This is a genomic window from Microbulbifer celer (assembly GCF_020991125.1).
Lineage (GTDB): Bacteria > Pseudomonadota > Gammaproteobacteria > Pseudomonadales > Cellvibrionaceae > Microbulbifer > Microbulbifer celer.
Genome location: NZ_CP087715.1, coordinates 3,240,527 through 3,265,057 on the forward strand (window position 1 = coordinate 3,240,527; position 24,531 = coordinate 3,265,057).

At 58.7% G+C, this 24,531-nt stretch carries 20 protein-coding genes; 15 read left to right on the forward strand and 5 right to left on the reverse strand.

Annotated features, from left to right (window positions below; genetic code table 11):
* The first annotated feature begins 175 nt into the window (after nucleotides 1–175).
* The 10 genes from aroQ (at nucleotide 176) to coq7 (ending at nucleotide 10,896) form a co-directional block, all read left to right on the forward strand.
* A complete protein-coding gene (gene aroQ / locus LPW13_RS13395) occupies nucleotides 176–610 on the forward strand; it encodes a type II 3-dehydroquinate dehydratase (protein WP_230436110.1) in 435 nt (144 codons plus the stop codon).
* A 69-nt stretch (nucleotides 611–679) separates the two neighbouring features.
* The gene (gene accB / locus LPW13_RS13400; protein ID WP_230436111.1) at nucleotides 680–1,165 is read left to right on the forward strand and encodes an acetyl-CoA carboxylase biotin carboxyl carrier protein; all 486 of its coding nucleotides are present in this window, start codon (nucleotides 680–682) and stop codon (nucleotides 1,163–1,165) included.
* Nucleotides 1,166–1,180: 15 nt separating this feature from the next.
* On the forward strand, nucleotides 1,181–2,524 hold the full coding sequence (gene accC / locus LPW13_RS13405; RefSeq protein ID WP_230436113.1) for an acetyl-CoA carboxylase biotin carboxylase subunit: 1,344 nt from the start codon (nucleotides 1,181–1,183) through the stop codon (nucleotides 2,522–2,524).
* Nucleotides 2,525–2,924: 400 nt separating this feature from the next.
* A complete protein-coding gene (gene prmA / locus LPW13_RS13410; RefSeq protein WP_230436115.1) occupies nucleotides 2,925–3,815 on the forward strand; it encodes a 50S ribosomal protein L11 methyltransferase in 891 nt (296 codons plus the stop codon).
* 288 nt (nucleotides 3,816–4,103) lie between these two features.
* Nucleotides 4,104–5,363 carry a DUF3426 domain-containing protein gene (locus LPW13_RS13415; RefSeq protein WP_230436116.1) on the forward strand — a complete coding sequence of 420 codons (1,260 nt, stop codon included), beginning with the start codon at nucleotides 4,104–4,106 and terminating at the stop codon, nucleotides 5,361–5,363.
* Between the two features lie 192 nt (nucleotides 5,364–5,555).
* Nucleotides 5,556–6,590, forward strand: coding sequence for a tRNA dihydrouridine synthase DusB (gene dusB / locus LPW13_RS13420; RefSeq protein WP_230436117.1), 1,035 nt, complete (start codon nucleotides 5,556–5,558; stop codon nucleotides 6,588–6,590).
* The gene (gene fis / locus LPW13_RS13425; protein ID WP_143735464.1) at nucleotides 6,587–6,892 is read left to right on the forward strand and encodes a DNA-binding transcriptional regulator Fis; all 306 of its coding nucleotides are present in this window, start codon (nucleotides 6,587–6,589) and stop codon (nucleotides 6,890–6,892) included. Before dusB ends, fis begins: the two co-directional genes overlap by 4 nt.
* Before the next feature lie 150 nt (nucleotides 6,893–7,042).
* On the forward strand, nucleotides 7,043–8,617 hold the full coding sequence (gene purH, locus LPW13_RS13430; protein WP_268932648.1) for a bifunctional phosphoribosylaminoimidazolecarboxamide formyltransferase/IMP cyclohydrolase: 1,575 nt from the start codon (nucleotides 7,043–7,045) through the stop codon (nucleotides 8,615–8,617).
* Between the two features lie 297 nt (nucleotides 8,618–8,914).
* Nucleotides 8,915–10,210 (forward strand): phosphoribosylamine--glycine ligase, encoded by a 1,296-nt coding sequence (gene purD / locus LPW13_RS13435; protein ID WP_230436118.1) that lies wholly within the window; start codon nucleotides 8,915–8,917, stop codon nucleotides 10,208–10,210.
* A 38-nt stretch (nucleotides 10,211–10,248) separates the two neighbouring features.
* Nucleotides 10,249–10,896: a 2-polyprenyl-3-methyl-6-methoxy-1,4-benzoquinone monooxygenase gene (gene coq7 / locus LPW13_RS13440; RefSeq protein WP_230436119.1), complete on the forward strand. Its 648-nt coding sequence runs from the start codon at nucleotides 10,249–10,251 to the stop codon at nucleotides 10,894–10,896.
* A gap of 479 nt (nucleotides 10,897–11,375) precedes the next feature.
* Here coq7 and LPW13_RS13445 read toward each other — a convergent pair whose 3' ends face one another.
* On the reverse strand, nucleotides 11,376–11,783 hold the full coding sequence (locus LPW13_RS13445) for an OsmC family protein (RefSeq protein WP_230439200.1): 408 nt from the start codon (nucleotides 11,781–11,783) through the stop codon (nucleotides 11,376–11,378).
* A 321-nt stretch (nucleotides 11,784–12,104) separates the two neighbouring features.
* Here LPW13_RS13445 and crp point away from each other — a divergent pair, with 321 nt between their 5' ends.
* From crp to LPW13_RS13465, 4 genes are all read left to right on the forward strand, one after another.
* On the forward strand, nucleotides 12,105–12,740 hold the full coding sequence (gene crp / locus LPW13_RS13450) for a cAMP-activated global transcriptional regulator CRP (protein WP_230436120.1): 636 nt from the start codon (nucleotides 12,105–12,107) through the stop codon (nucleotides 12,738–12,740).
* A gap of 243 nt (nucleotides 12,741–12,983) precedes the next feature.
* A complete protein-coding gene (locus LPW13_RS13455; RefSeq protein ID WP_230436121.1) occupies nucleotides 12,984–15,131 on the forward strand; it encodes an MltF family protein in 2,148 nt (715 codons plus the stop codon).
* A 94-nt stretch (nucleotides 15,132–15,225) separates the two neighbouring features.
* Entirely contained in the window at nucleotides 15,226–17,346 is a 2,121-nt protein-coding gene (locus LPW13_RS13460) for a TonB-dependent siderophore receptor (protein WP_230436122.1), read from the forward strand.
* 33 nt (nucleotides 17,347–17,379) lie between these two features.
* On the forward strand, nucleotides 17,380–18,573 hold the full coding sequence (locus LPW13_RS13465) for a DUF1624 domain-containing protein (RefSeq protein ID WP_230436123.1): 1,194 nt from the start codon (nucleotides 17,380–17,382) through the stop codon (nucleotides 18,571–18,573).
* A 75-nt stretch (nucleotides 18,574–18,648) separates the two neighbouring features.
* On the opposite strand, the gene LPW13_RS13470 is transcribed toward LPW13_RS13465, so the two are convergent.
* From LPW13_RS13470 to LPW13_RS13485, 4 genes are all read right to left on the reverse strand, one after another.
* Nucleotides 18,649–20,835, reverse strand: a complete 2,187-nt coding sequence (locus LPW13_RS13470; protein WP_230436125.1) for a M3 family metallopeptidase — start codon at nucleotides 20,833–20,835, stop codon at nucleotides 18,649–18,651.
* Between the two features lie 189 nt (nucleotides 20,836–21,024).
* A complete protein-coding gene (locus LPW13_RS13475) occupies nucleotides 21,025–22,050 on the reverse strand; it encodes a CobW family GTP-binding protein (protein WP_230436127.1) in 1,026 nt (341 codons plus the stop codon).
* Nucleotides 22,050–22,517, reverse strand: a complete 468-nt coding sequence (locus LPW13_RS13480) for a Fur family transcriptional regulator (RefSeq protein ID WP_230436128.1) — start codon at nucleotides 22,515–22,517, stop codon at nucleotides 22,050–22,052. The genes LPW13_RS13475 and LPW13_RS13480 overlap by 1 nt, the downstream gene beginning before the upstream one ends.
* Before the next feature lie 157 nt (nucleotides 22,518–22,674).
* Nucleotides 22,675–23,109, reverse strand: coding sequence for a MerC domain-containing protein (locus LPW13_RS13485; RefSeq protein ID WP_230436130.1), 435 nt, complete (start codon nucleotides 23,107–23,109; stop codon nucleotides 22,675–22,677).
* Nucleotides 23,110–23,275: 166 nt separating this feature from the next.
* Between LPW13_RS13485 and zigA the strand changes: the two genes are divergently transcribed.
* Complete coding sequence (gene zigA, locus LPW13_RS13490; protein WP_230436132.1) at nucleotides 23,276–24,469, forward strand: zinc metallochaperone GTPase ZigA; 1,194 nt, start codon at nucleotides 23,276–23,278, stop codon at nucleotides 24,467–24,469.
* Nucleotides 24,470–24,531 lie beyond the last annotated feature (62 nt).

Consider the following 24,531-nt stretch of genomic DNA (forward strand, 5'->3'; position numbering starts at 1 on the left):
CAACGTCTCTATTTTCGATTTTGGGGCATGGACAGAAGGTCAGTTTTGCGGCAAACTCGCGCTCATACTGGGCATTGCGGTGTTTTGCTGCATGTTGCCCGCAAGATCTATGACTTTTTACAGATTTTAGTCACAGTTTCGCGTGTACTCCCCGAGGCTTAGACCGAGGCAAAGAATGGCTAGCTTGCTCCTGTTACACGGCCCCAACCTCAACCTGCTGGGCACCCGCGAACCAGAAATCTACGGTTCCACCACCCTCGCCCAGATCGACGATGCCGCGCGCGCCCAGTGCGCCGACGCGGGCTGCGAATTCGACAGTCTGCAGAGCAACAGTGAGGCAGAACTGGTGGAGCGCATCCACAAGGCCTACGCCGACAAGGTGGATTTCATCGTCATCAATCCCGCGGCTTTTACCCACACCAGCGTCGCCCTGCGCGATGCGCTGGCGGGGGTGGCGATTCCGTTTATTGAACTGCACCTCTCCAACCCGCACGCCCGTGAGCCCTTCCGACACCACTCCTATCTGTCGGACCTGGCCCAGGGCGTCATCTGCGGTTTTGGCGCCGACAGTTACACACTGGCGCTGCAGGCTGCCCTGCAGCGGCTTTAACGACCCTATTTTCCTTCGCCGGCTGCGCGCCGGTGATCGTATATTCACAAAATCGAGAGTGACACTGTTATGGATATCCGCAAGATCAAAAAGCTGATCGAACTGCTTGAAGAGTCCGATATCGGCGAACTGGAAATCAAAGAGGGCGAGGAGTCCGTACGCATCAGCCGCGGTACCAGTGGTGCCAATGCCATGCAGGCGGCACAGATGCAGATGCCCCCCATGGCACCGCCGATGCAACAGGCTCCGACCCCGGCTGCACCCGCCGCACCAGCGCCTGCGGCAGAAGAGAGCAGTGGTGAATCCGTTCCGGCACTCACCGGCCACCCGGTGAAATCCCCCATGGTGGGCACCTATTACGCCGCCTCCAGCCCCGGCGCGGATCCGTTTGTGAAAGTGGGCCAGCAGGTCAAAGTGGGCGATGTCATCTGCATCGTCGAAGCCATGAAGATGATGAACCAGATCGAAGCCGACAAAGCCGGCACCATCGAATCCATCCTCGTCGAGGACGGTCAGCCGGTAGAATTCGACCAGCCGCTCGTCACCATTTCCTGAGTGGGGTGACTGCGAATGTTTGATAAAATACTGATCGCCAACCGCGGCGAAATTGCGCTGCGCATCCTGCGCGCCTGTAAAGAGATGGGCATTGGCACCGTCGCCGTGCACTCCCAGATCGACCGCGATCTGAAGCATGTGCGACTGGCGGATGAGGCCGTATGCATCGGCCCCAACCCGTCTCCCAAGAGCTACCTGAATATTCCTGCGATCATATCGGCGATGGAAATCACCGATGCGGTGGCGGTACACCCGGGCTACGGCTTTCTGGCGGAGAACGCCGACTTTGCCGAGCAGGTACAGAAAAGCGGCTTTACCTTTATCGGCCCCGATGCGGATGTGATCCGCCTGATGGGCGACAAGGTCTCCGCCATCGCGGCAATGAAAAAGGCTGGCGTCCCCACCGTACCCGGCTCCGACGGCCCGCTGCCGGACGACGGCCAGGCCTGCCTGGAGATTGCCCGCAAGATCGGCTTCCCGGTCATCATCAAGGCCGCGTCCGGCGGCGGTGGCCGCGGTATGCGCGTGGTCCACTCGGAAGGTGCACTGGTAAACGCCATCTCGGTCACCAGATCCGAAGCGGGCGCGGCGTTTGGCGACAGCACCGTTTACATGGAAAAGTTCCTGCAGAACCCGCGCCACGTGGAAATCCAGGTGATGTCCGATGGTCAGGGCAACGCGGTGCACTTTGGCGATCGCGACTGCTCCCTGCAACGCCGCCATCAGAAGGTGCTCGAAGAGGCGCCGGCGCCGGGCATTCCGGACGATGTGCGCAAGCAGGTCGCAGATTCCTGTGTGCAGGCCTGTATCGATATCGGTTACCGCGGTGCGGGTACTTTCGAGTTCCTGTATGAAGACGAGCGCTTCTACTTTATCGAGATGAACACCCGGATTCAGGTGGAGCATCCGGTATCGGAGATGGTCACTGGTGTGGATCTGATCAAGGAGCAGATCCGGGTTTGCGCGGGTGAGAAGCTGTCTTTCAAGCAGGAGGACATCAAGATCTCCGGCCATTCCTTTGAGTGCCGAATCAATGCGGAAGACCCGAAGACGTTCTTCCCGTGCCCGGGCAAGGTGGAAACTTTCCATGCCCCCGGCGGCCTGGGTGTTCGGGTGGATTCCCACCTTTACTCTGGCTACACGGTACCGGCGAACTACGATTCCATGATCGCCAAGATCATCACTTACGCCGAAGACCGCGAGACTGCGCTGGCGCGCATGCGTGTGGCATTGGGTGAGATGATCGTGACCGGCATCAAGACCAATATTCCGCTGCAGGAAGAACTGGTCCGGGACAAGGCCTTCGCCGAGGGTGGAGTGAACATCCACTATCTGGAGAAGAAGCTGGGGCTCGAATAGCCCCCATTGCTTCACTTCCCGCCCCAGGGGTATGTCGCTCTGATGGACCTCCGCGGCGGGAAAGCACCGGGTATCCGTTTTCAAAACCGCTGTGAATACATCCATGTAAGCTGCGGCGGCGACGTCCTGTCGCCGACGCTTTTGAAAACGGATCCCCGGCACTTCCCCTTCAGTCCTACCTTTCTTACCCTGTAAGCAATTGCCGAATTGCCCAAGTAGCACTGCTGCCCGAATCGAAGGCGCTGCTGCCGGTAAGACTTTGCGAGACCTTCTAAAACAGGGACGTTTTAGAAGAGCCCCCATGGATGGGTTCACGGCGTGTCTCGCAAAGTCTTACCGGCAGAAGCGCCGCCTCAGGGTTTTGGGAAAACTTTAACCACCGAACTTCGGATTTCACTCAATGCCCTGGCTCCAACTAAGAGTAAACACCAACCGCGAACAGGCGGAAAAGATTGAAGATGCGCTGCTGTTTGCAGGCGCCGTCTCCGTCACCCTGCAGGACAATGCCGACCAGCCGATTCTCGAGCCCGCCCTCGGGGAAACACCCCTGTGGGACGAAACCCTCGTTACCGGCCTGTTCGATGCCGAAATCGACACCAGCGTCACCGAAGCCAAAGCCGCCTCCTTCCTGTGCGAACTGCTCCCCAACGCCCGTTGGGAACAGCTCGAAGACAAAGACTGGGAGCGGGAGTGGATGAGCCACTACAAACCCATCCAGTGCGGTGACAATCTCTGGATCTGTCCCAGCTGGTGCGAACCGCCGGAGCCCGACGCCGTCAACCTGCTGCTCGACCCCGGCCTCGCCTTTGGCACCGGCACCCACCCCACCACCTTCCTGTGCCTGCAGTGGCTGGCCGAAGAGCCCGTCCAGGGCAAAAGCGCCATCGACTACGGCTGCGGCTCCGGCATCCTCGGTATCGGCGCCCTGCTGCTGGGTGCCGACAGCGCGCTCGGCACCGACATCGACCCCCAGGCCCTTATCGCCAGCCGCGACAACGCCCAGCGCAACGGAATCGACCCGGACCGATTCCCGGTCTACCTGCCGGAGAAAACCCCACCGGCGAGTGAAGCCAACGCGGACATCATGCTCGCCAACATCCTCGCCGGCCCGCTGGTCGAGCTGGCCCCGCAGCTGATCGAACGCACCCGGATCGGCGGCCGTATCTGCCTGTCCGGCATCCTGAATAGTCAGGCGGAAAAGGTGAAAGCGGCGTATAGCCAGTGGATCGACTTTGATGCGGACGGTGAAAAAGAAGAGTGGGTCAGGTTGAGCGGAACAAGAACACGATAGAGCACAGGGCTCAGATGATAAGGCGCTGATACCGATACGCTTTCGCGGGACCGTCTGCGGCCATGGGCCGAAGGCGCCGTGAATGCCTGGAGCGGCCGGACCGGCCGCAGCCGAGCCCACATGGATGTGCTTGTGGCGTGTCCCGCGAAAGCGTATCGGTAGCAGTGCCGCCCCGAGGCCAACTTACGAAGTAACCGGACCTCCTACGGAGCCCTCAGAGTCTCGGCACTACGCCAGAACGCACGAGACTGATAAACTTCCCCGCCAAAGCAATAATCGTCGAATTCCATGTCGCAACTGGTTACCCGCTGCCCCCACTGCAGTACATCCTTCCACGTCAGTGAGCAGCAATTGCGCGCTGCGCGCGGCGCTGTGCGCTGTGGCTCCTGCCTGCAGGTATTCCGCGCGGATGAAAACATCGTCTTCAACGAGGACGACCCGGAACAGCCAGTAACCACCAGAAAGGCCATCGAAGAGCTGCTGGAAGATGACGACTTCCTCATTCACGACGACATCGAACTCGATGGCGAAGACCACGCCGACGCCTCTGGTAGCGACAGCGAAACCGCGCAGGACAGAAAACCTGCCCCCCCAGCCGAGCCTAAGCCGGCACCCCGCGAGCAACCGCTAATCGACGATGCCTTTGGTGAGCAGCAATGGCACGACCTCAGTAACGACAGGGAAAAGTCCAGCGACAACCACTACGCGCTGAAACCCGACGCACTCGATGAGATTGAAAGCGACCCAGACAACCCCTGGGCAGAGGAGATCGCCAGCGAAGAAACTGCCGGCATCCCGGGCCCCGGCGAATGGGACAATCCCATTGCCAACGAAAACGCGGATAACAGCGACCTGCTCGCGGACGAACAGTTTGACCAGCGCCGTCCGGGTACCGCCGCACCCGAATCACTTGCAACCGAGATACCCTCACCAGGGGCGCGATCAGGCGAAACATCCCGGGGGATGGTCGACGATGCCCCTCTGCTGCCGCGGGATCAGCTGATCTCCGGTATCGGCCCCGCACCGCTGGAAGTCGCCTGGCAGCCAAAGCGTCACAGCCGCGTACGCAGCGGGCTGTGGGCCCTGAGCGCACTGCTGCTGATTCTGATCGCGATCGGCCAGACGGCCTATTTCCGCTTTGACACCCTGAGCAAACGCGAACCCTGGCGCCAGATCTACGCCGCGGTCTGCCCCACCCTGGGCTGCCAGCTGCCGGCACAGGTCGACGTGCAATCGATTCACACCGCCAACCTGGTAGTGCGCAGCCACCCGCAGATTCCCGGTGCCCTCGCCGTTGAAGCGGTACTCATCAATCGCGCCCCCTTTGAGCAGCCATTCCCCGCACTGCAGCTGGAATTTTCCGATATCAAGAATCGTCCAGTCGCCAGCCGTCGCTTCGTGGCGTCGGAGTATCTCAAAGGGGAGCTGGCAGGGCGCCGTCTGATGCCCACTGGCAACCCGGTGCATATCGCCATCGACATCGTCGATCCCGGCGCCGAGGCGGTCAATTACGAGCTGCAGATTGCGGCCGGACAGGTACGCCGCTGAGTGTGTGGGCACAATGTCTCAGCCAGTGGTGGCGCCAAATTACGCGTTTTTCTGCACAAACTTCACACTAAACGTCGATAACCCGAGCAAGTTGCACGCTTTTTCGCTTTTCCACTGCGCCGACAGCCGCTATCATAGACCGCTGTTTTGACACCCAACTGAACCCGCGGAAGTACTCAGGTGCCCATCGAGATGGCGAACAAAGCGGTAAACCCGTTGCCCACAGCGCTGCCAGACAGCCTCGCCATCGGCCCCTACAAAATCGGTGCGCCGGTAATTCTGGCCCCCATGGCCGGAGTGACCGACCGCCCCTTCCGTCAGCTGTGCCGGGAACTCGGCGCCGGCTTGGTGGTTTCCGAGATGGTGACCTCAGACACCAGCCTGTGGAACAGCCGCAAATCGAGAATGCGCCTGGATCACAGCGGCGAAGTCGGTCCGATCTCGGTGCAGATCGCCGGCGGCGACCCGGAGATGATGGCCAATGCGGCGCGTGCAAACGTAGATCGCGGTGCGCAGATCATCGACATCAACATGGGCTGCCCGGCCAAAAAAGTGTGTAAGAAAGCAGCGGGTTCGGCCCTGCTGCGCGACGAAAAACTGGTCGCCGATATTCTGGAAGCGGTGGTTGAATCCGTCTCAGTACCAGTGACGCTGAAAATTCGCACTGGCTGGTGCACGGAATCCCGCAACGGGGTAACGGTGGCCAGAATGGCCGAAGAGCTCGGCATCGCCGCCCTGGCAGTTCACGGACGCACCCGCGCCTGTGGCTACCATGGCCAGGCCGAATTCGATACCATTGCCGAGATTGTGTCCGCGGTTAAGATTCCGGTCTTCGCCAACGGCGACATCACCGGCGCAGAGAAGGCCCGCAAGGTGTTGGACTACACCGGCGCTGCCGCAGTCATGATTGGCCGTGCAGCTCAGGGACGTCCATGGATATTTCGGGAAATTGCGCACTTCCTCGCAACGGGAGAGCGGTTGCCCGAACCCTCACTGGAAGAAGTCAGGGATATATTGCTCGCTCATCTGAGCGAATTACACCGTTTCTACGGTGAGGTTATGGGGGTTCGTATCGCCCGCAAGCATGTGGGCTGGTATCTGAAGACGCTCGTTGACAGCGAGTCCTTTCGCAAGACCTTTAACCAACTGGATAGCGCAGAAGCACAACATGCCAGCGTTCGTGAGTGGTTTGAACGCCGAATAACTAGAGGGGCAAAAGCGGCATGAATAATGAAGCACTGATTCCGGATGCCAGTGATGTAGCATCCACCGGGGGCCAGACGCAACTACAACAACCGCAGCAGCAGTCGCTGCGCGATGCGGTTGAACAGGCGATGGAAAACTACTTCCGTCACCTGGACGGTCAGATGGTGACCGATGTGTACGATATGGTGCTGTCTGAAATTGAGGCACCGATGCTGGAAGTGGTGATGAAACACACCCGCCACAACCAGACCCGCGCCGCACAGCTGCTGGGCCTCAACCGGGGAACCCTGCGCAAGAAGCTCAAGCGCTACGGTCTGCTGTAAAGCAGCCAACCGTCCTGAGCAACACAGTAGCGTGATGTCCAGGGCGGTAAAAATTTGACGAGGGGGGATGGGCGCGGCCCATCCCCCCTCGCTATTTGTATTTCCGACGTTTTCAACCTGCTCTTTGTACATCTAGATGGACGATGCGATATGACTGACAAGGTGGCCATTCGCCGCGCGCTGATCAGCGTTTCCGACAAAACCGGCATTGTGGAATTTGCCCGTGAACTCTCCAACATGGGCGTGGAGATCCTCTCCACCGGGGGTACCTACCGCAAGCTGGGTGAAGCCGGCATCCCGGTGGTGGAAGTTTCCGACTACACCGGCTTCCCGGAAATGATGGATGGCCGGGTCAAAACCCTGCACCCGAAAGTACACGGCGGCATCCTCGGTCGTCGCGGCACCGATGACGCGGTGATGAGCGAACACGGCATCAATCCCATCGACATGGTCGTGGTCAATCTGTATCCCTTCAAGGCCACCGTCGCCGACCCGAACTGCGACCTGCCTACCGCGATCGAAAATATCGACATCGGCGGCCCCACCATGGTCCGCTCCGCCGCCAAGAACCACAAAGACGTCGCTATCGTGGTCAATGCCCACAGCTACGACACCGTGATCGAAGAAATGAAAGCCAACGACGGCGCGCTCGGTTACGAAACCCGCTACGACCTGATGGTGCAGGCCTTCGAACACACCGCCCAATACGACGGCATGATCGCCAACCACTTCGGCGCGCGGAACACAGAAAACGTTGCCCGCGAGTTCCCCAACACTTACAACGTCCAGTACGAAAAAGCCCAGGACATGCGCTACGGCGAGAACCCGCATCAAAAGGCAGCCTTCTACGTAGAAGCCGACGCCGAAGAGGCCTCCGTCTCCACCGCCAACCAACTGCAGGGCAAGGAACTGTCCTTCAACAACGTCGCCGACACCGACGCCGCGCTGGAAACCGTCAAACTGTTCGACGAGCCCGCGTGCGTCATCGTCAAGCACGCCAACCCCTGTGGCGTCGCCGTAGCCGCGGATATCAAAACCGCCTACGAACTGGCCTTCGCTACCGACCCCGAATCCGCTTTCGGTGGCATCATCGCCTTCAACCGCGAACTGGATGCCGAAACTGCCCAGCTGATCGTCGACAAACAGTTCTCCGAAGTCATCATCGCACCCAAGGTCAGCACTGCCGCCGCCGAAGCCGTGTCCGCGAAGAAAAACGTACGCCTGCTGGAATGCGGCGAGTGGAGCGCAACGCGTCCCACCGCGTTCGACTACAAGCGCGTCACCGGCGGTTTGTTGGTTCAGGAAAAAGACAACGGCATGGTCGCCAAGGATGACCTCAAAGTGGTCACCAAGGTGCAACCCACCGACGAGCAACTGGACGAACTCCTGTTCGCCTGGAAAGTCGCCAAGATGGTCAAATCCAACGCCATCATCTACGCCAAAGACGGCCGCACCATCGGCGTCGGCGCCGGCCAGATGAGCCGCGTCAACTCCGCGCGCATCGCCGCCATCAAGGCCGAGCACGCTGGCCTGGAAGTCAAAGGCGCGGTCATGGCCTCCGACGCCTTCTTCCCCTTCCGCGACGGCATCGACAACGCCGCCAAAGTGGGCATCAGCGCCGTGATCCAGCCCGGTGGCTCCATGCGCGACGACGAAGTCATCGCCGCTGCCGACGAGCACGGTATGGCGATGGTGTTTACCGGTATGCGTCACTTCCGTCACTAAGCGCGGACGGAGACGCCTACAGGTACTTACCGCAATAGGTACGTAATATTCCTGCGCTATACGGGAAGGTTCTGGGGCTGGTGCCCCTTCCCGAGACCGTCTGCGGCCAGGACGGCCGCAGCCGAGCCCCCCATGGATGGGTTTACGGCGTGTCTCGGGAAGGGGCACCTGCTCCAGAACCGCCACAGGGCTGGCATCGAAGCACTCATAACACCTCCCACGCCAGTCTCTACCCGGCAACCCAGCGCACAATGCTAAACTAGCCCACCTAAATAACAGGCACGGGGAAACTCAAGAATGAACATCCTGGTAATCGGCTCTGGTGGCCGCGAACATGCACTGGCCTGGAAGGCCGCTCAAAACCCCGCCGTAGACACCGTCTTCGTCGCACCCGGTAACGCCGGCACCGCCCGCGAACCCAAAGTCCAGAACGTCAACATCGGCGTCGACAACTTCTCCGCCCTGTCCGACCTCGTCGAAGAAAAAGGCATCGAACTCACCATCGTCGGCCCCGAAGCCCCGCTGGTGGACGGCATCGTCGACTTCTTCAACAGCCGCGGCCACAACATCTTCGGCCCCGACAAAGCCGCCGCCCAGCTTGAAGGCTCCAAAGCCTTCACCAAAGACTTCCTCGAGCGCCACGCCATCCCCACCGCCGACTACCAGAACTTCACCGAAGTCGAACCGGCCGTGGCATACATCCGCGAAAAAGGTGCCCCCATCGTCGTCAAAGCCGACGGCCTCGCCGCCGGTAAAGGCGTTATCGTCGCCGAAAGTATCGAACAGGCCGAACTGGCCGTGCGCGACATGCTCTCCGGCAACGCCTTCGGCGACGCCGGCTGCCGCGTCGTGATCGAAGAATTCCTCACCGGCGAAGAAGCCAGCTTCATCGTCATGGTCGACGGCGAAAATATCCTGCCCATGGCCACCAGCCAGGACCACAAGCGCGTCGGCGACGGCGACACCGGCCCCAACACCGGCGGCATGGGCGCCTACTCCCCGGCACCGGTGGTGACCCCCGCGGTAAACGACCGCATCATGCAGGAAGTCATCGAGCCCACCGTCAAAGGCCTCGCCAGCGAAGGCATGCCCTACACCGGATTCCTGTACGCCGGCCTGATGATCAGCGAAGACGGCGCGCCCAAGGTAATCGAGTACAACTGCCGCTTCGGCGACCCGGAAACCCAGCCGATCCTGATGCGCCTCAAGTCCGATCTGGTAGAGCTGTGCATGGCCGCCGTAGAAAAGCGCCTGGACCAGGTGGAAGTGGAATGGGACCCGCGCCCCGCGCTGGGCGTGGTGCTCGCGGCCCACGGTTACCCGGGCAGCTATCGCAAGGGTGACGCCATCTCCGGCCTCGACACCGCGGACAGCGAAAACGCCAAGGTCTTCCAGGCCGGTACCGCCCTGGACGGCGAGCGCGTAGTCACCAGCGGCGGACGCGTACTCTGCGCCACCGCACTGGGTGACACCGTTGCCGAAGCCAAAGCCAACGCGTACGAATGCGCGCGCAAGATCTACTGGGAAGGCGCTTTCTACCGCAAGGACATCGGTTACCGCGCGGTAGAGCGGGAGCAATCGGAAGAGGCCTGATTGACCTTCTCCCGACGGACCATTTGAGGAGTATGCCGATGAGCAGCCAACGCCAACTGACCGGACTCGACCGCCTGCTGCTGCAGGCGGACCGCGCCCTGCGCACCCTGAGCCCGGGCTCCCCGTGTCACGAGCGCCCGTCGCCGGCGAAGGCTGCGGATGAGGCGGAACTGTCCGATAAAGAGCGCCGCCACGCAGCGGGGTTGATGCGGGTGAACCACAGCGGCGAGGTCTGCGCGCAGGCACTGTACCAGGGCCAGGCCCTGACGGCGAAGTTGCCGCAGGTACGTTCGGAAATGGAGCATGCGGCGGATGAGGAAATTGATCATCTGGCGTGGTGTGAACAGCGCCTGCAGGAGCTGGACAGTCGCCCGAGCCTGCTGAATCCGCTGTGGTACGGCCTGTCTTTCGGTATCGGCGCTGCCGCCGGTAAAGTGAGTGACAAGGTCAGCCTGGGCTTTGTGGCGGCGACCGAGGAACAGGTGTGCAAGCATCTGGAAAGTCACCTGCAGAAGCTGCCGGAACAGGATGAGAAGAGCCGTGCGGTGGTGGAGCAGATGCTGGTGGATGAGGCCAAACACCAGCACGCGGCACTGGATGCCGGCGGGGCGCGCTTCCCGGGTCCGGTCAAAGGGCTGATGACGCTAGTATCGAAGGCGATGACTTCGGTCAGTTATCGCGTCTAGGAGAGCTCCCCCCTATCCAGACCCAAACCCCGACTCTCATACGAGGCTCGGGGTTTTCTTTTGCCTGCTGGCTCGGTGGTACTTTGCTCTGTAGCTGGCACGGTGGCGCCAGAGTACTGGGTATGGGGTTTTGAAACCGAGCTAGGCGCCCCCCTGTGAATACATCCCTGTACGCTGCGTCAGCGACGTCCCTGTCGCTGACGCTTTCGAAAACCTACACCCAGCACTCTGGCTTCAATTCAACCTACTGCGCTTCGCAAGAAGGTTCGCCGACTCTTACGAAGTACTTTTGCAAAAAGCGAAGGTCCGGACAGCGGGGGCGATTCGCTAGACCTTCTGCGAGAGGGACCTCGCAGAAGAGCCCCCAGGGATGGGTTAAGGGGGAGCGCCTAGCTCGTGTCTAGCGAATTGCCACCGCTGGCCAGATCGCCACAGAACGAACAACAGAGCTCCCGCCCCAAAGGCCACGGAGCCCAGAATCAGACCTCTTCAATCCGATAAGAGTGCACAATCTCAACTCCGGCCTTGCCCAGCATGATGGAAGCAGAACAGTACTTCTCTGCCGACAGCTCAACCGCCTTGGCCACGTGCTTCTCTTTGATATCCCGTCCGCGTACCACGAACTCCATTTCGATCTTCTCGAACGGCGCCGGCACCGCATCCGGGCGATGACCTTTCAGTTCTACATGGCAGCTCACCACATCCTGGCGGGTCTTTTCGAGGATACCGACCACGTCGTAAGAGGCACAACCGCCCACCCCCAGCAGAATCATCTCCATCGGGCGGATGCCATTGTTTTTCTGACCCCCTTCCATCACCACGGAATTACCGCTGCCGGATTCACCAATAAAAGTTACACCATTTACCCAGGTTACCTGACCCTGCATTACGCCAGCCATGGAACACTCTCCTTCAAAATTCACGCGGCGAGGAAGCTTATCACAGGGTGAGGGCTATTCCGCACGTATCAAGTGACCAAATCCACAGTCTTCACGTCACACCCCGAGTAAGCCTTTACTTACGGCGGTTGTCAGCACTGTCGACAACCGCTATAAACAACATCCAGTCCCAGCCTTTCGCAAAAAGTGGCCCAGATCACATTGCGAAGTATTGCCGCGCTCGACCCCTGTTTGCTCAGGTCTTTTAGCGGGATAATTGCTCTCTTACCCCGGGATCAGGCACTAAAATTCTAGAAAAGGAGTAGATCCGTGACGGTCGCTACCGAAGAAACCCTGTCTACTGGCAATATTGAAGACTTTCTTGCTCATTGCCATCGCCGCCGCTATCCGGCGAAGAGCACCATCATCTATGCCGGCGACCGTTGCGAGTCCCTCTACTTCATCATGCGCGGGTCCGTAACGGTACTGATCGAAGACGACGAAGGTCGTGAAATGATCGTCGCCTATCTGAACGATGGTGACTTCTTCGGCGAGATGGGTCTGTTCGACCAGGACACCCGCAGTGCCTGGGTGCGCACCAAGACCGAGTGCGAAGTGGCAGAGATCTCCTACAGCAAGTTTCAGGAGCTGACCCGTCAGCACCCTGAATTCCTGTTCGCCCTCGCCACGCAGATGGCCGGCCGCCTGCGCAACACCACCCGCAAGGTAGGCGATCTCGCATTCCTCGATGTGACCGGCCGCGTGGCCCGCACCCTGCTCGACCTGTGCAACGAGCCCGATGCCATGACCCACCCGGAAGGCATGCAGATCAAAATCACCCGCCAGGAAATCGGCCGCATCGTCGGTTGCTCCCGAGAGATGGTGGGCCGGGTACTGAAAACCCTGGAAGAACAAGGTCTGGTGTCTGTAAAAGGTAAGACAATGGTGGTCTACGGCACTCGCTGACGGCCAATAGCCAGTTAATATCCTGCGAAAGGGCGATCCATGAGGTCGCCCTTTTTTATTGGCCTGTCCTGAAAACCGTCAACGTATTTCAGGACGGGACATCCTACCCGCTACTGCGTACAGGTGCGCCCGCGCCTAACGTCCTGTGACTCACCGGGCGCGACACTAGAATTCTACCGTTGAAACCTGAGGGACAGATCCATGCGGAAACGTTATGGAGCTGTTGAGTCACGGAGTCGCGCATTGCTGCTCGCATTAGCACTACTTCTGTTGGCGGTAGCCTGCGACAAGCGCGATGCTCCCAACAAGACCCCTGAACGCACGGCAGCTCCCTTTACCAATTATATAGAGACGGGTGACCTCAAAGAGATCAGGAAACACGGTGTCATCCGCTTTGTTAATCTAACCGGCCCGGATCAGGAGCTGTTACCCCGCGAGGGCATCGTCACCCTGCGCAGCATCGATCTCGCGAATAAACTGGCAGCAAAGCTGAAGCTGGAGCCTATCTGGCTGCAGGCGGAAACACCCCGTCAAGCACTTGAGATGGTGCAATCCGGCCAAGCGGATGTGGCCGCCTATACCCTGACCGATACGCCGGCCCGCCGTGAACTGGTGGATTTCACCGTACCCCTGATGCAGACCCGTCAGAAACTGGTCACCAGTAAGGATGGGCCGGATATCAGTGATCCGGCGCAACTGAAAAATGCCGAGCTGATTGCCCAGGCCGGCTCTATCTATGTCGATACCGCCAAGCGCATGCTCGCCGAATACCCGCAGGCCAATCTGAGTATTCTTCAGCCGAAAGTCTATGAAGATCGCGATGCACTAATGGATCTAATAGAAGAGAAACCTAATCGGGTCGCGATCCTGGATGACTACATCGCCGAAAACCTGTCTAGCTACCGGGAAGATGTACGTATCGGGGCCGATGTTTCTCCCAGGGAAAATATTGCCTGGGCGGTGCGAAAAAACGCCCAACTCTTACTGACAACCACCGACAACTTTCTCACCAAAAACCTGGTGAAGGCCCCCACAAATCAGATCGTCGACTGGCAGTCAATCAAGAAGTCCGGCGTAATCCGTTTTCTGACCTACAACCGCCCGTCAGTCTACTATCTCTGGAAAGGTGTACTGATGGGATTTGACTACGATCTTGCCAAAGCCTTCGCCGATCAGCACGACCTGCAATTGCAGGTTGTCGTTGTCCCTTTCGACGAATCCCTGATTGATTGGCTCAAAGCCGGAAAAGGCGATTTTGCCGGTGCACTCAAAAACATTACCCAGGAACGTATCGATCAGGGAATAGCTTTCACCACCTCTTACCGGGAAACACCGGAACAGGTGGTAAGTAACCGACAGCACCCAGAAATCAAACAAATTCAGGATCTGGCCGGGCGCACACTGACCTTGCGCGCGTACTCCCCCTTTATTGCCACAGCCCGCGCGCTCAAAAACAGCGGCATTGACGTCACCGTCGAGATTGCCCCGCCCGAAATGTCCATTGCAGAAATCATCAACAAGATCGCTGACGGCGAGCTGGATGCCACCATCATCGATAGGGATGACATTCTGATGGCAGCCTCACTGCAACCGGAGTTGCTACCCGGTACCCTGGTCAGTGATCCAAGACGCCAGGGCTGGATGCTGATGCCTCAGAACCAGAAACTGCTGAAAAAACTGGATAAATTTATTGTCGACTATCGGAAGTCCGTGCACTACGAAAAAAAGATTGCCGCTTACTTCGAGCCCAACAAATGGTTTACACAAAGTGTCCAGGCACGCGTAGTCCCCGGCAAGGATCTTTCACCCTACGACACTCTGGTAAAAAGTCAGTCGCTGGCCTACAACTTCGACTGGCGACTCGTGGTAGCGCAGATGTGGCAGGAGAGCAACTTCAACCCCAAGGCGATCTCTCCCGTTGGCGCGCAAGGCCTGATGCAGATAATGCCCGCCACTGGGGAAGAAATGGGGTTCCCGCCACCATTGTTTGAGCCGGATCGTAATATTCAGGCCGGGGTCAAGTATCTGCACTGGGTGCGCGATCGCTTCGAACCAACCCTGCCGGCAGTAGAAAAGCTCTGGTTCACTCTCGCATCCTATAATGCCGGCTACGGCCACCTGCTGGATGCTCGCAGGCTGGCTAAACAACTAGGCCTGAACCCCGACGTCTGGTTTGGCAATGTCGAAGTAGCCATGCTGAAACTGTCTGAGCCACAGTATTTCACCAATGCCCGCTACGGCTATGTACGCGGGGCTGAGCCCGTGCAATACGTACGAAAAATCAGTCGCCTTTACCGCGCATATACCGATGTTGCCAGTAGTGAGCCCTCTATGCTTTTGCGCTTTTTCCCCAATGCGCCCGCCCCCGTGGAATCACCTCGCGCTCGATAGTGGATCGGAAAACGGACACGCCCCCGCTTCAGGCTTGCTACAAAAAAGATATGCTATATCATTCAAATCTTTTCACCGATCCGGAAGCCAACCTATGCCCTCCAACAGAGCCCTGCTGATCCGCTGCCTTACCGTCGCAACCACGCCCCTACTGGCCCCCACCGCGGCAGCAGCAGACACCGCACCGGAAGTCATGGAGGAGGTGGTGGTCGTCTCCCAGCGACAGCCTTACCGCGGCGATGTGCCGCTGCAATCACTCCCACAGTCCACCCAGCTACTGTCCGAAGAGCTGCTGGATCAACATCAGATTACCAACCTCCAGTCAGCTCTTGATTTGTCAGCCAGTATCGCCCGGCAGAACGATCTAGGCGGGATCCAGGATACTTTCGCCATCCGCGGCTTCGCCGGTGACGAAACCATGCCCAGCGGCTATCTGGTCAATGGCTTCAGTGCCGGGCGCGGCTACAGTGGTCGCCGAGACATTTCCAACATCGAGCGTATCGAAATCATGAAGGGGCCGGGCTCCGCCCTCTATGGGCGCGGTGAACCCGGGGGCACCATCAATCTGGTGACCAAGAAGCCACAATTCGAAAGTGCAGGCTACATCCAGACATCTCTGGGCAGCTTCGACAGTCACCGCGTCGAGGGCGATTACACCGACGCCCTCTCGGACAACATTGCTTTCCGCATCAACGGTGCCTACGAGCATGCCGACGGCTATCGCAATACCGATCCCCGAAAATACGCGCTGTCCCCTTCGGTGCTGGTCAATTTGTCGGACGCCACCTCCCTCGGCTATGAACTGGAAGCGACTAAACAGCAGGCATTGTTTGACCGCGGCATCGTCGTGGTTGATGGGGTTCCCGATGTTCCGGTCACCCGGTATCTCGGGGATCCTGAAAATGGTGCCTCGGAAATCGAGGCACTGGGACACCAGCTGGTCATGCAGCACACCCTGAATAGTGGCTGGCAACTGTCTGCGGGGCTCGGCTACCGGGATTCCTCTCAGGCAAGTTTTTCTGCGGATGCGGAACTCTCTGACGGACGACAGCTGCTTTACACAGACGGCACCACCCTCAGCAGGCAGCGGCGCTCGCGCGACTATGCTGCGGAAGACCTGTCCGGTAGATTTGAATTGAGCGGCACCTTCAATACCGGTCCGCTGACGCACCACTTACTGGTAGGCGCCGACGCCTATGAATTCGAGCTGGACTTCAACCTGGGGCGCTGGCGTGTGGACTGGGGGGGCGGGGATGACACCTACGCGATCAACCTTTTAAACCCCGTATATGACGGCGTTCGCCCCACACCCGTCCCGCAGATCAACCAGCTGCAAATCCAACGCTCTCGCGGTGTCTACCTGCAGGATCAGATCGATTTCTCAGAACAATGGAAGATACTCCTCGGCATGCGCCTGGATGATTTCGACCAGAGTATCGACGATAGAGTGAACAGACTGCGCAGCAGCATGTCGCAGACGGCCAACAGCCCGCGTGCGGGTCTGGTGTACGAAGCAACCGCAGAATGGTCACTGTACGCAAGTTATGCCGAAGGCTTCCGCCCGAATACAGGGTCGGACTTTTACGGTGTCGCGTTTGAGCCTGAAGAAAGCAAGTCCTACGAAACAGGCGTCAAACTCGTCACAGACGATGGTCGTACAACCGGTACCCTTGCGCTGTTCCGGGCGGAGAAATCCAATGTCCTGACAGTGGACCCTACCAATCCAGGCTTCTCTACGGCATTGGGACAAGCGGAAAGTGCCGGTGTGGAATTGGATCTGGCAACAAAAATCACGGATGACATCAATGCGGTATTCTCCTACGCATTCGTAGACGCCAAGACCAGCAATGACACAGTGAATATCGACTGGGGTGTGGAAATCCCGGCCGGCAGCCGCCTGCTCAATATCCCGGAGCATACCGCCAGTCTGTCGATTTCACGTGACTTAGAGTTGCAGGGCGCACCGGCTTCAGCGGCAATGGGAGTCCGTTACGTTGATGAGCGCGTCGGTGAAACCGTCGATCCGGATTATGTTCTACCCGCTTACACACTGGTAAATCTCTCGGCTACCTACTCCCCGACGGGCGGGATCACACTGATGGCAGATATCGACAACCTGTTTGATGAACGTTACTACGCCAACTCCTATCACAAGCTGTGGACCATGCCCGGTGCCCCGCGGACTTACAACATGGGCATCCGCTACAGCTTTTAAGGAGAAACAGGACTTAGTGAGGAGTTAAGGCACATGACCATTGATACTACACCACAGAAAACGGCGGAACCCATTCCATCTTCTACGGGTACCACGGCGAAACACCGGATCGCGTCTATCGATATTATGCGCGGCCTGGTGATTGTGTTAATGCTGATCGACCATGTGCGGGAACGATTTTATCTGCATATGCAGGTATCCGATCCAATGGATGTGGATACCACATCGCCAGCGTTGTTTTTTACCCGCCTGTCAGCACATATCTGCGCGCCCACGTTTATATTTCTGGCGGGTTTGTCGGCGTGGCTGTACGCCCACCCCAGTCGCGGCGGCGTGCGCTCTCCCAGCGGTTTTCTGTTCAAGCGCGGCCTGTTCCTGATTGTACTGGAAGTGACCCTGGTGAATTTTGCCTGGGCCGGCAGCTTCGGCACCTTCTGGATGCAGGTGATCTGGGTGATCGGCCTCAGCATGATCGCGTTGTCGCTGCTGGTGAAACTGCCCTACTGGCTGATTGGTGTTATCGGTTTTGCAATCGTATTCGGCCACAACCTGCTCACACCGATCACCTTCCAGCCGGGGGAGTTCGGTTACAGTCTCTGGACCATACTGCACGATCGCGGTTACCTACTGGATAGCGAGGCGCTGCGCATCAAGATCAGTTATCCACTGCTGCCCTGGATTGGCGTAATTGCACTGGGCTATTTCGCCGGGCCGCTGTATGCACGCACTGTAGACGCACTGACACGCAGGAAAGTGTTGATGGCGCTGGGGCTCGGCAGCCTTGCATTGCTACTGGTACTGCGCGGCTTCAATATCTACGGTGAAACCCTGCCCTGGGAACACGGAAATACCGCGCTGCAGACAGTGATGTCGTTTGTAAACTTCACCAAATATCCGCCATCGCTGGATTTTCTGCTGCTGACACTGGGCCTCATGTTTCTGCTACTGACCGCGTTTGAAAGCCGCACAAACCGGGCTCTCGACGCGCTGCAGGTATTCGGCTCCGCACCGATGTTTTTCTATATCGCACATCTGTATGTGCTGCTGATCTGCTATCAGGTGGTCATCTGGTTAGTGGGCCCCAACCAGGGTGCGCTGTTTGGTGTCGAGCATATTGTGTGGATCTGGCTGATCGCCGCGGTGTTGACGGTGGTGATGTATTTCCCCACCCGCGCGTTTGCGCGTTTCAAGCACGCCACCAATATTTGGTGGGTTAAATACTTCTAAGGAATCTCTGATCAAGTCCGCATGGACTACTAGCAGACTGCTAGGCCTGCACGTCCCTGTGCAGGCCAACAGCGGTTACTCGCTGTCCGGCTTGAGACCGCGACGGATCAGGATCGCGTCGGTGGTCGGCTCTTTACCACGGAACTTCACGTAAGACTCCATGGGGGCGCGGGAGTTGCCCACTTCCAGGATGTGCTTGCGATACAAGTCACCATTCTTGCGGGTCAGGCCACCGCGATCGCGCAGATAGGCAAAGGCATCGGCGGCGAGAATTTCACTCCACATGTAGGCGTAGTAGCCGGCAGAGTAGCCGCCACCGATGGAGTGGGAGAAGTAGGTGGACTTGTACCGTGGCGGCACCGCAGCCAGATCGACACCGTGTTTTGCCAGCGCTTGGGCTTCAAACTTTTCCACATCCTGTTGCGGTGCGTCGGCGGGCAGCGAGTGCCACTCCATATCCAGCAGTGCTGCGGACATATATTCGAGCGTATCGAAGCCCATATTGAAGTTCTTCGCCTTCAGCACTTTCTCCAGCAGCTCTTCAGGAATCGCTTCACCGGTCTTGTAGTGGTAGGCGTAGTTCGCCAGAACCTCGGGATGGCTCGCCCAGTCCTCTTCGAAGGTGGACGGGAATTCGACGAAGTCGCGGGATACGTTGGTACCTGCCAGACTCGGGTAGTGGACCTTGGACAGCATGCCATGCAGGCCGTGCCCCAGCTCGTGGAACATGGTGGTGACATGGTCAAAGCTGACCAGGGTAGGTTCACCTTCCGGGCCTTTGGGGATGTTCATTACATTGACCACCACCGGCTTCTGCTCCAGCAGACCGGACTGGCCGACGAAGGAGCTCATCCAGGCACCGCCGCGCTTTCCATCGCGGGCGAAATAGTCCGCGTAGAAAATCGCCAGGCTCTCGCCGTCGTGATCGAACAGTTCAAACGCCTGTACATCCGGGTGGTATACCGGCAGATCGTTACGGGGCTTGAAGGTGATACCGTACAGGCGGTTCATGGTGTAGAACAGGCCGTCGTTCAGCACCCGGTTGAATTCAAAGTACTCGCGCACCTCGCTTTCATCCAGGTCGTACTTTTCCTGGCGCACCTTTTCCGCGTAGTAGGCCCAGTCCCAGGGCTGCACGTCAAAATCACCACCTTCACGTTCGATCATGGCCTGGATATCAGCCTGCTCTGCCTTGGTGTTTTTCACCACCGCGGGCACCATGGAATTGAGCATGCTCATGACGTTCTTCGAGTTTTCCGCCATGGTGCCGGTCAGCTGGTATTCGGCCCAGTTGTCGTAACCCAGCAGGCCGGCTTTCTGTGCACGGATCTGTACCAGGCGTTTGACCAGCGGGCGATTGTCCAGCTCGCCGGAGGTACCGCGGTTGGCGGAAGCTTCCCAGATGCGTTGGCGCAGTGCGCGATTGGTCAATGAGGTGAGCACCGGCTGGCGGGTGGTATTGGTGATGCTGATCAGATATTTGCCTTCGTGACCGGCGTCGGCGGCAGCTTCGGCGGCCGCTTTGACTTCGTTTTCAGACAGGCCATCCAGCTCCGCTTTATCATCCACAACCACGGCGATGGCTTTGCTGAGCTTCAGCAGGTTCTGGCTGAATTCTGTGGTGAGCTTGGAGTGTTCTTCGTTCAATGCACGCAGGGTGACCTTCTGCTCTTCGGAAAGTTTGGCACCCGCCTTGACGAACTTATCGTAGTACTCTTCCAGCAGGCGCTCGGACTCCGCATCCAGCTCTTCCTCAACCCGTTGGTTATAGAGTGCTTCCACACGTGCAAACAGATCCCCGTTCAGGTAAATACTGTCGGAGTGTGCCGCCAGCTTGGGCGCCATTTTGCTTTGCAGCGCCCGGCGCGCTTCATTGCTGTCACTGCCTACCAGGTTGAAGAATACACGCGATACACGGGTCAGCAGGGATCCAGCCTCTTCCATTGCCACGATGGTGTTGTTGAAACTGGCTGGTTCCGGATTGTTGACGATGGCCTGGATTTCCTCCAGGTGTTCTCTCATGCCCTGCTCGAAGGCCGGCTCAAAATGCGCATCCTCGATCTGGCTGAAGTCCGGTGCCTGGTATTGCAGGGAACTCGGGCGCAGCAGGGGGTTGTCTTGGGTATCTGCAGTCGCGGAACTCCCAGTCGGCTGGGCCTTCTCGGTTCCAGAGGTCTGCAGGGATTTTTCCGACCCGGTCTGGGGCGGCTCGGAACAGGCCGCGATCGCCACGACGGCTACGGCGAGCAGAGATTTGCGCATTTCGTTCTCCGGTAGGTCTTTGCTATTTGTTACTGTTTTTTACCAGAGAAGGCACCTGTACAGCCCCTTCGCCAGCAACCAATGTGGCAATATATCACCTCTACCGTGACCGGGAATTCTGCGCCATGTGGTTTATCCCGCCAGAACAACCTTTCATCCCATCGGCCCACACCTGGTAGACCACTTGCGTCAATCGGAACTCAGGGTATTCAGCCAGTCAGACTCCATGGCGTCCCAATCCCCGCGCGTGCGGTCGATTACCTCGACCCGACTGTCCAGGGTGTCGTCCAGCTCCATAACACTCAATACGGCGTCGACCTTGTTGAACCCAAACACACCGCGCTCGGTAATAAACACGCCTTTCAGGCGTTCGGCTCCGGCGCCACTGATCAGGGAGAACAACCGCTGGTAATCGAAGGTCAGTGCCGGGTCAAACAGCCAACCGCAACTGTGGTAGCCCTCGCCACTATTCTCCAGACGATGGAAGCCACACGCCGGCCAGGGTTCTTCGCCGTCGGGCGAAGCTGGTGTGTGTGCGGAATGGGCCTGCGGTAACCGCTGGGCGTCGTGTTCTGCAGTGGCGCGGAAACGGCTGGGGCCCTGCAGCCAGTCCGAGTCAATGCGCCCCTGCTCCACGGTTTGCACGGAAGCCGCCGCTGCATTGCCACTATATTCGAGAAAACGCTGTAAGTTTTGCAGATCCCCAGGGCGGTAGAGGTCGGATTTGTTCGCCACCACCATATCCGCCACGGCCAGCTGCTGCTGGAAGGTTTCACTGCGCAGGTAACGCTCGTCTTCGAGACTGCGCGCATCCACCAGTGTGACGGTGGCACGCAGGTCCAGAACGCCGGCACGCACCGCGTCCGCCAGCGCCGCCAGCACTTCGCGCGGGTGGCCGAGTCCGGTGGGCTCTATCAGCAGGCGCTGCGGTCGGGCCCTGGCCAGCAGTTGGTTGAGTGCCACCTGCATAGGCAGACCGGCCGCGCAACACATACAGCCGCCGGGCACCTCGCGGATAAAGACTTCGCCATCTTTTTCGGCGCCGAACAGGCCGCCATCAACCCCCACCTCACCAAACTCGTTGACCAGCACCGCCCAGCGCTCGTCGCGGGGTTTACTCTGCAACAGGTGCCGGATGGCCGTGGTCTTGCCCACCCCCAGAAAACCGGTGATGACATTGGCCGGGACGTTGCTGATCGGTGCTCCTGCAGGCACTACGCCGCGCTCCGCCCGCAATCGTCACACAGGCAGTCCAGTTCGAGCTGGGAGGTTTGCAGATAGTAGCCGGCGCCCTCGACCGTATCGCGCAGGGCGGCGATCACTTCCGGTTTAATGCCAATTTCGCGCACCTTGTGGCAGCGGCTGCAGATCAGGAACTGTGGCGTCTGGTGGCTGTGGTCACAGGCAATATGACCGCAGGCGAGGTATTTGTTTTCCGAATTGAGCTTGTGCGCCAGATTTTCCTCCACCAGGAAGTCCAGCATCCGGTACACGGACATGGCCGGGATGGACTCTTCGTGCACCCGACTGTACTGGTCGGCAATCTCGTATGCGGATAGCGGTGTTTTCGAGCGCAGCAATATGGTCAGAATATGCTTGCGCTTCTCCGTCAGGCGGACGCCGGAGTCGCGGCAGGTCCGCTCTGCTGCGCCCAGAGTCTGTTTGAGTTGGGATGCTTTCATAGGTTCTTTCAGTTGCCGTTTGCCAGTTGCAGCTCGCTGTGGGGCGCGCAGCCCCCTGACGCCCGGAAGCGAGTCATAGCACAGCGATCTTGTAGAGGTCGGGGTAGCTTAAAAACAGCGTCACCACGATGCTTTCAAGCTGCGCCAGATTATCACACTAGTGAAAACAGCGATCTTGCACGGTCGCATCATTCCCCTCTGTGTTCGTTCCCCTGTTCGCTATTTGATCGACAGAGGCTACGCACAATAATCGTCGGTTTACCCAGTGCGCGGACACCAGTAAGCCGGCGCCAACTGTGCTGGCCAGCAGCTCCCAATGCCCTTCCAGCCCCAACACCAGTGCAAGTATCAATATCACCACTCCGGCAAAACCGGAAGTCATCACCGCCGGACGACGATGTTGGCGGCAGGCGATGGGGAAGCTGCTCAACGCCAACAGCAATACGGGCACCAGCAATGCCAGGTGGATCCACTCATTCTCCAGCGCCGCTCCCAGCATACCCAGGCCACCGAAAGCCAGCACCAGTGGCGTGGCCAGACAGTGCACCAGGCACAGGCCGGAAACCAGCATCCCCAAGGTATCTTTTTTCATCAGTACTCCCATTCGGTTTCGATTGCGCAACGGGCTCCCGTTGGCACACCGGTGAATCTCATGATTGCATCGCTGTCGATTATCCTATTATGATACAGTGCATCATATCAAGTTGATTCGCCAGCTCGATTCATGGGTAAACAAATCGACACATAAGGAGCCCCCGATGCCAGAGCGCTTACCCGTCACTGTGCTTTCCGGTTTTCTCGGCGCCGGCAAGACCACCCTGCTGAACCAGATTCTCCACAACCGCGCCGATCTACGCGTCGCGGTGATCGTCAACGATATGAGTGAAGTCAATATCGATGCGGGGCTGGTACACAATGAAATTCACTTGAACCGTACCGAAGAAAAGCTGGTAGAGATGAGCAACGGCTGCATCTGCTGCACGCTGCGGGAAGACCTGCTGGTGGAAGTTGCGCGTCTGGCAGAGGAAGGCCGCTTCGACTGTCTGGTGATCGAATCCACCGGGATTTCCGAACCGCTGCCGGTGGCAGAAACCTTTACCTTTGCCGACGAGGATGGTCGGAGCCTGTCAGAACTCGCCAGGCTCGACACTATGGTCACGGTCGTCGACGGTGTGAATTTCCTGCAGGATTACCGTCAGGCGCTGTCCCTGAATGAAACCGGGGAATCCCTGGGTGAGGAAGATGAACGCACCGTGGCAGATCTGCTGGTGGACCAGGTCGAGTTCTGCGATATCTTGCTGATCAGCAAGGCTGACCTGATCGACCGGGTGCAACTGGCCGAGCTGAAAGCGGTATTGCGCAGCCTCAATACCCGTGCGGAAATCGCACCCATGGTGAAAGGCAATATCCCTATCGACAAAGTACTGAATACGGGCAAGTTCGACTTCGAACAGGCAGAGCGGGCCCCCGGCTGGCTGCAGGAAATGCGCGGCGAGCATGTGCCGGAAAGCGAGGAGTACGGTATCAACAGTTTCACTTACCGCGCGCGCCGCCCGTTCCACCCACAACGACTGTTCGAGTTTTTCGACGATCCCTACCTGAGCGGAAAACTGCTGCGCTCCAAGGGCTTTTTCTGGCTCGCCAGCCGCCCGGAATATGCCGGAGCCTGGAGCCAGGCAGGCGGCATTGCCCAGCACGGTGCTGCGGGTTATTTCTGGAGTGCGGTGCCGCGGGACCAGTGGCCGGAAAATACCGAGCAACAACAATACATTCTCGACCACTGGCAAGAGCCGTTTGGGGATCGACGCCAGGAGTTGGTATTCATCGGCCAGCACCTGGCGCCGGAGTGGCTGCGGACTCAGCTTGATGCCTGCCTGCTGAACGATGACGAAATGGACGCAGGAGAAATGGTCTGGCGAACTTTGCCAGACCCTTTTCCCTGCTGGGTTTAGATGTTTTCTTTAATCTGGAGAATGACAACAAACGTGGACCCGGGTCGATTGAAGTGGCGGCT

What these genes read in the sequence shown, in the direction of transcription:
- aroQ (WP_230436110.1), top strand. Translation starts at nt 176, where the DNA reads ATGGCTAGCTTGCTCCTGTTACACGGCCCCAACCTCAACCTGCTGGGC.
- accB (WP_230436111.1), top strand. Translation starts at nt 680, where the DNA reads ATGGATATCCGCAAGATCAAAAAGCTGATCGAACTGCTTGAAGAGTCC.
- accC (WP_230436113.1), top strand. Translation starts at nt 1,181, where the DNA reads ATGTTTGATAAAATACTGATCGCCAACCGCGGCGAAATTGCGCTGCGC.
- prmA (WP_230436115.1), top strand. Translation starts at nt 2,925, where the DNA reads ATGCCCTGGCTCCAACTAAGAGTAAACACCAACCGCGAACAGGCGGAA.
- LPW13_RS13415 (WP_230436116.1), top strand. Translation starts at nt 4,104, where the DNA reads ATGTCGCAACTGGTTACCCGCTGCCCCCACTGCAGTACATCCTTCCAC.
- dusB (WP_230436117.1), top strand. Translation starts at nt 5,556, where the DNA reads ATGGCGAACAAAGCGGTAAACCCGTTGCCCACAGCGCTGCCAGACAGC.
- fis (WP_143735464.1), top strand. Translation starts at nt 6,587, where the DNA reads ATGAATAATGAAGCACTGATTCCGGATGCCAGTGATGTAGCATCCACC.
- purH (WP_268932648.1), top strand. Translation starts at nt 7,043, where the DNA reads ATGACTGACAAGGTGGCCATTCGCCGCGCGCTGATCAGCGTTTCCGAC.
- purD (WP_230436118.1), top strand. Translation starts at nt 8,915, where the DNA reads ATGAACATCCTGGTAATCGGCTCTGGTGGCCGCGAACATGCACTGGCC.
- coq7 (WP_230436119.1), top strand. Translation starts at nt 10,249, where the DNA reads ATGAGCAGCCAACGCCAACTGACCGGACTCGACCGCCTGCTGCTGCAG.
- LPW13_RS13445 (WP_230439200.1), bottom strand. Translation starts at nt 11,783, where the DNA reads ATGCAGGGTCAGGTAACCTGGGTAAATGGTGTAACTTTTATTGGTGAA.
- LPW13_RS13460 (WP_230436122.1), top strand. Translation starts at nt 15,226, where the DNA reads ATGCCCTCCAACAGAGCCCTGCTGATCCGCTGCCTTACCGTCGCAACC.
- LPW13_RS13465 (WP_230436123.1), top strand. Translation starts at nt 17,380, where the DNA reads ATGACCATTGATACTACACCACAGAAAACGGCGGAACCCATTCCATCT.
- LPW13_RS13470 (WP_230436125.1), bottom strand. Translation starts at nt 20,835, where the DNA reads ATGCGCAAATCTCTGCTCGCCGTAGCCGTCGTGGCGATCGCGGCCTGT.
- LPW13_RS13480 (WP_230436128.1), bottom strand. Translation starts at nt 22,517, where the DNA reads ATGAAAGCATCCCAACTCAAACAGACTCTGGGCGCAGCAGAGCGGACC.
- LPW13_RS13485 (WP_230436130.1), bottom strand. Translation starts at nt 23,109, where the DNA reads ATGAAAAAAGATACCTTGGGGATGCTGGTTTCCGGCCTGTGCCTGGTG.
- zigA (WP_230436132.1), top strand. Translation starts at nt 23,276, where the DNA reads ATGCCAGAGCGCTTACCCGTCACTGTGCTTTCCGGTTTTCTCGGCGCC.